At 68.0% G+C, this 5,689-nt stretch carries 4 protein-coding genes; 3 read left to right on the top strand and 1 reads right to left on the bottom strand.

Going from position 1 to position 5,689, the window contains the following annotated elements:
* Positions 1-116: 116 nt before the first annotated feature.
* Positions 117-1,445, bottom strand: a complete 1,329-nt coding sequence (locus PMI38_RS19810) for a spinster family MFS transporter (RefSeq protein WP_008097697.1) — start codon at positions 1,443-1,445, stop codon at positions 117-119.
* 240 nt (positions 1,446-1,685) lie between these two features.
* Between PMI38_RS19810 and PMI38_RS19805 the strand changes: the two genes are divergently transcribed.
* From PMI38_RS19805 to PMI38_RS19795, 3 genes are all read left to right on the top strand, one after another.
* Positions 1,686-2,768 carry an alkene reductase gene (locus tag PMI38_RS19805; RefSeq protein WP_008097695.1) on the top strand — a complete coding sequence of 361 codons (1,083 nt, stop codon included), beginning with the start codon at positions 1,686-1,688 and terminating at the stop codon, positions 2,766-2,768.
* Complete coding sequence (locus PMI38_RS19800; protein WP_008097693.1) at positions 2,765-4,618, top strand: long-chain-acyl-CoA synthetase; 1,854 nt, start codon at positions 2,765-2,767, stop codon at positions 4,616-4,618. Before PMI38_RS19805 ends, PMI38_RS19800 begins: the two co-directional genes overlap by 4 nt.
* A partial coding sequence (locus PMI38_RS19795; RefSeq protein ID WP_008097692.1) for an MBL fold metallo-hydrolase occupies positions 4,611-5,689 on the top strand: 1,079 nt, incomplete at its 3' end. The genes PMI38_RS19800 and PMI38_RS19795, both read left to right, overlap by 8 nt.

The following is a 5,689-nucleotide window of genomic DNA, read 5'->3' as shown; positions in this document are numbered from 1 at the left end:
AAGCCCGCTCCCACAGGAACAGCGCGCCACTCAGGCCTTGCGCTATCTCTGTGGGAGCCGGCTTGCCGTGGCGACGAACCACGGCGAAAGGGCCGCAAAGCGGCCCCAATGTCTGATCAGACCGCCACAGCCCCCACGGTTGCCGCGCCATCGGCCAACCCCTTCATCCGCGCCCGATAGCGCGGCAAGGCCATCGCCAGGAACCCCGCCGCCAACACCAGCAACACCACCGATGCCGCCAACGCATAACGCAGCGACTCACCCTGCAGGCTCGGCACGAACACATCACTGAGCATGCCGATCAGCAAGGGCCCGACGCCGACCCCCAGCAAGGTCATGGCCATGACGAAAATCGCCGTGGCCTGGGCCAGCCGATGGGCCGGGAACAGGTGAGTGATCGCGCCCAGGCAAGGCGTCGCCCACCACACGCCAAAGAACCCGAACGCGCTGTAGAACAGAAACGCCTGCGGCACCGGCGTATCGCCGATGTGAAACGCCACGCCCTGGGGCCAGAGGAAGTAGGCCAGGGCAAACGGAATGCTCAGCAGCGTGCCCAGCAACGGCACGCCAATCTGCCAGCCCACGTCACGCCGGGCCAGGCGGTCGGTGAGCATGCCGCACACCAGCGTGCCAATGGTCGAACCCGTACCGCCGACCACACCGACCAGAAAACCGGCCTGTTGCATGTTCAGCCCGTGCGAGCGAATCAGGAAGCTCGGGCTCCAGGTACCGATGGCATACCCGGCGATGGCCGCAGCCCCGCCCGTCAGCACCAGCCACAGGAACGAGGGCATGCGCAGCAGCTCGGCCAGTGTACGCAGCCAACCCTCCTGTGGCCCCTCGGCCGCTTGCCGAACCCGCGGCGGCGCCGGCGACCGCACCGTGAGCAACAGCAACAGGCCCAGCAGGATGCCGGGCGCGCCAATCAGCAGAAACGCATAACGCCAGCCATGGTGCTGGGCAATCCAGCCGCCCAACCCCAGGCCGACGATGGCCCCCAGGCTGGAGCCGAGCATCAGCACCGCCAGCGCCGTCGAGCGCCGATGTGCCGGGTACAGGTCGGAGACCATCGCCACCGAGGGCGCAGTACCGCCAGCCTCGCCAATGGCCACGCCGATCCGCGCCAGCACCAGGGTGAAGAAGCTGCCGGCCATGCCGCAGAGCATGGTCATCAGGCTCCAGGCCATGCAGCTGAAGGCAATCACCGGCTTGCGCCCGATGCGGTCGGACAGGCGCCCCAGCGGCAGGCCGAACACCGTGTAGAACACGGCGAAGGTCACCCCGGAGAGCAGGCCGATGCCGGTATCGGAGATGCCGAATTCTTGTTTCACCGGCTCGATCAGGATCGCCATCAACTGGCGGTCGATGTAGTTGAAGACGTAGATGCTGGCCAGCACCAGCAAGGCGTAGTGAGTACGCCAGGTCACGGGAGGGGATGGGTTCACTGCACAGCTCCGCTTCTTGTTTTAGGTGCGCATGATGCTCGCGCCATTCTGCCGTCAATTCATCGTCTGTTCAGACCAAATTTGCGCGCTGCCTGCGGGTACCCCCAGGCCCTGGGACAAGCACGCGAAACTAGTCTCGACGGACGATGTTTCGCACCTGCCCACGGTGAATCATTCAGCCCATATCCGGTGTTTCGTGCTCCCCGCGAGCCGGAAACAACAAGAGCTGAAGGAGCTGAGATGGACATCTTGTTCGAGCCTGTGCGCCTGGGCGAACTGCAACTGGCCAACCGCATCGTCATGGCCCCGATGACCCGCAGCCGCGCCGATGGGCGCGCCGTGCCGGGCAACGAAATGGTCGACTACTACCGCCAGCGCGCCAGCGCCGGGCTGATCGTCGCCGAAGGCACGGCACCCTCGGCCAGCGGCCTGGGCTACTGCCGTACCCCGGCCATCTACAGCCGCGAACAGATCGCCGCCTGGCAGCGGGTGACCCGCGCCGTGCACGAGCTAGGCGGGCGCATCGTCCTGCAGCTGATGCACGTGGGGCGCGCCGCCAGCCACCACAACAAGCCGCAGGGCGCGGCGACGGTGGCGCCGTCGTCGCTGCCTGCGCGTGTGCAGCTGTTCAGCGATGCCGCCGGGCTGGTCGACGCCGATGTGCCCCAGGCCCTGACCCTGGAAGGCATCGCCGAAGTGATCGGCGACTACCGCCAGGCCGCATTGAACGCCCGCGAAGCCGGTTTCGACGGCGTCGAGCTGCACTGCACCAGCGGCTACCTGCCCATGCAGTTCATGGCCGCCGGCAGCAACCCGCGCACCGATGCCTATGGCGGCAGCGCGCAGCACCGGGTGCGCTTCGCCAAGGAAGTGCTCGAAGCCATGGCCGCTGCCATCGGTGCAGGGCGGGTCGGCCTGCGCCTGTGCCCCGGCAACCCGTACAACGACATCGACGACCACGAGCCGGCGCAGACCACCACCGCGCTGTGCCAGGCCGTGGCGCCGCTGGGCCTGGCCTACCTGCACATCATGCGTTCGCCCTTGGCCGACCTGGATGCCTTCGCCCTGGCCCGCGAGCATGGCCCGCAGGCGCTGATCCTCAACGACGGTTTCGACGCCGATTCGGCCCGCGCCGCGCTGACGGCGGGCGAGGGCGAGGCGGTTTCCTTCGGCCGCCACTTCATCGCCAACCCCGACCTGGTCGAGCGACTGCGCCAGCACAGGCCGCTGGCCGCTTTCGACCGCAAGACCCTGTACACCCCAGGTGCCCGTGGCTACAGCGACTACCCCAGCTGGCAGCAAACCCTGGAGGTGGCGCAATGAACCTGCCGCACACCTTGCCCAACCTGCCGCAGCCACCGGTGAGCCGCGAACAGACCCAGGCGCTGCTCGACCTGCGCGCCGAAGCCAGCGGCCAGATCAAGCCGCGCGACCACTACACCCTGGCCGACCGCCTGGAAGCACAAGCGGCGCGCCATGGCCAACGGCCGTTCCTGATCTACGGCGAACAGACCTTGAGCTACGCCGAGGTCGACCGTCAGGCCGACCAGGTGGCCCATGCCGCCTTCGCCGCTGGCCTGCGAGCAGGCGACGTCTGCGCGCTGATGATGGAGAACCGTCCGGCCTTCTTCAGCTGCTGGTTCGGCCTGGTCAAGCTCGGGGTGGTGGTGGCGTTCGTCAATACCCAGGTAACCGGCAAACCCCTGCTGCATGCCCTGGACACCACCGGTGCCAAGGCGCTGGTGGTCGGTGAAGAATGCCTGGGCAACCTGCAGGCGACCGAAGGGTTGCCGGCCCTGCCCATGTGGCTGATCGACGATGCCGAAAACCGCTGGACGGGTGCGCTGCCTGCGGGCGTCGACCGCCAGTTCGCCACGGCCATGGCCGCTGCGCCCGACACGCCGTTCCCCAAGGCGCACCGTGCCGGGCTCGAAGCCCAGGCGCCGACCTTGCTGATCTTCACCTCGGGCACCACCGGCCTGCCCAAGGCGGCGCGCTACAGCCACATGCGCTGGCTGTCGTCGGGGGATGTGATGGAGGTGACGCTCAACGCCGGCGTCGACGATGTCTTCTATTGCTGCCTGCCGCTGTACCACGGCGCGGCCGCCACCTCGGTCACCTCGACCGCGCTGCGTGCCGGCGCCAGTATCGTGGTGCGCCGCAAGTTCAGCGTGCGCGAGTTCTGGTCCGATGTGGCGCGCCATCGCATCAGCGTGTTCCAGTACATCGGCGAAATCTGCCGCTACCTGCTCAACCGGCCGGCCATAGCCGGGGAGCGTGAACATACCCTGCGCTGCATGCTCGGCGCCGGCCTGTCGAGCGAGTCCTGGCAGCGCTGGGTCGAACGGTTCGGGCCGATCCAGGTGTTCGAGGGGTGGGGCGCGACCGAAGCCAACACCAACCTGATCAACGTCGACAACTACCTGGGCGCCTGCGGCCGGGTGCCGGACTGGAACCGCACCAACCTGCGCCTGGTGCGCTTCGACGTGGAAAACGACTGCCACCCGCGCGATGCAAACGGCTTCTACCAGCTCTGCGAGGTGGGCGAAGTGGGCGAGGCCATGGGCTTTATCGTCGACCACCCGGACATCGGCGGCGGCCGCTTCGAAGGCTACACCTGCGCCACGGCCACCGAGAGCAAGATCCGCCGCAACGTGCTGCGCGAGGGCGATGCCTGGTGGAGCTCGGGCGACCTGCTGCGCCAGGACGCCGACGGCTACTGCTACTTCGTCGACCGCATCGGCGACACCTTCCGCTGGAAAAGCGAAAACGTCTCGACCCAGGAAGTGGCCGATGCCCTGAGCGACCTGCCGGGCCTGGAGCTGATCAACATCTACGGTGTGCAGGTGCCGCAACACGAGGGCAGGGCAGGCATGGCGGCAGTGCTGATGCAAGCGGGCCAGGCCTTCGACCCGCAGGCCTTGTACCGCCTGACCGAAGCGCGCCTGCCGCGCTACGCCGCGCCCATGTTCGTGCGGGTAAGCGCTGCGGCGGATCTGACCAGCACCTTCAAGCTGCGCAAGGTCGACCTGCAGCGCCAGGGCTACTGCCCCAACGCCTGTCCCGACCCGCTGTTCATCCGCGACGAGCGCAGCCAGAACTACCAGCCCTATTCGCCGCAGCTGCTCGAACAGGTCGGCCTGCCCGCATTCGAGGGTGGCCAGCATGGCTGACCTCGACGGCAACGGCCATGAACTGCACGGCGGCCTGCGTTACCCCTGGCCGCAGGTGCCGGACAGCGGTCAGGTGCGCGAAGTGGCCGAGGGCGTGTGGTGGTTGCGCATGCCGCTGCCGTTTCGCCTGGACCACATCAACCTCTACCTGCTGCGCCATGACCACGGCTGGGTGGTGGTGGACACCGGCATGAACACCGCGCAGACCCGTGAGGTCTGGGAGCAGGTCTTCACCCAGGTGTTCGCCGGCCAGCCGCTGCTGGCGGTGATCTGCACCCATTACCACTCCGACCATGCCGGCGTGGCCGGCTGGCTGGCCGAGCGCTTTCGCTGCCCGGTGTACATGACCGCCGCCGAATACCGCTCGCTGTACGTCACCGTGCCGGCCGAGCAGGCCGCGGGCTGGGATTTCCTCGACTTCCACTGCAAGGCGGGCATGGACGAGGCGCAGGCGGGCGAGCTGTACCAGCTGATCCAGAACGGCCATTTCCGCCCCCTGCATTTCAACAGCTACCGGCGCCTGCAGGACGGTGACCGTGTGCGCATCGGCAGCCGCCAATGGCGCGTGGTGGTCGGCCGAGGCCATTCGCCCGAGCACGCCTGCCTGTACGCCGAGGACGGCAGCCTGCTGCTCGCCGGCGACCAGGTGCTGCCGCGCATCACCCCGACCGTGGGCGTGCACGCCACCGAGCCCGAAGCTGACCCGCTGCGCGAATGGCTGACCTCGCTCGAACACCTGCGCAGCCTGCCCGACAGCGTGCTGGTGCTGCCGGCCCACGAGCGGCCGTTCTTCAACCTGCATGCGCGCATTGACCAGCTGCAGGCCCACCACCAGGCCCAGCTGGACCGTTTGCTGGCCAGCTGCGAGGCGCCACGCTCGGCGTGCGAGCTGATGGCCGAGCTGTTCCCCAGGCTGTCCGGTCGTTTCGACGAGCTGATGGCCCTTGGCGAAACGTTGGCCCATGCCAACTACCTCATGGCCGAAGGGCGGCTGGTGCGCGAACTGCACCACGCGCATTACCGCTACCGGCGCGCCCTGCTGGCGCCCGCCGCCGAAGCGGCGGGGGGGCC

Origin of the sequence: Pseudomonas sp. GM84 (assembly GCF_000282535.1) — a bacterium.
Classification (GTDB): Bacteria; Pseudomonadota; Gammaproteobacteria; order Pseudomonadales; family Pseudomonadaceae; genus Aquipseudomonas.
Note: the sequence above shows the minus strand (reverse complement) of the source record. Positions and strands in the feature narration are given on the sequence as shown.

Bases quoted from the DNA above. Each gene is read 5' to 3' on its own strand.
- PMI38_RS19805 (WP_008097695.1), top strand. From the start codon at position 1,686: ATGGACATCTTGTTCGAGCCTGTGCGCCTGGGCGAACTGCAACTGGCC.
- PMI38_RS19800 (WP_008097693.1), top strand. From the start codon at position 2,765: ATGAACCTGCCGCACACCTTGCCCAACCTGCCGCAGCCACCGGTGAGC.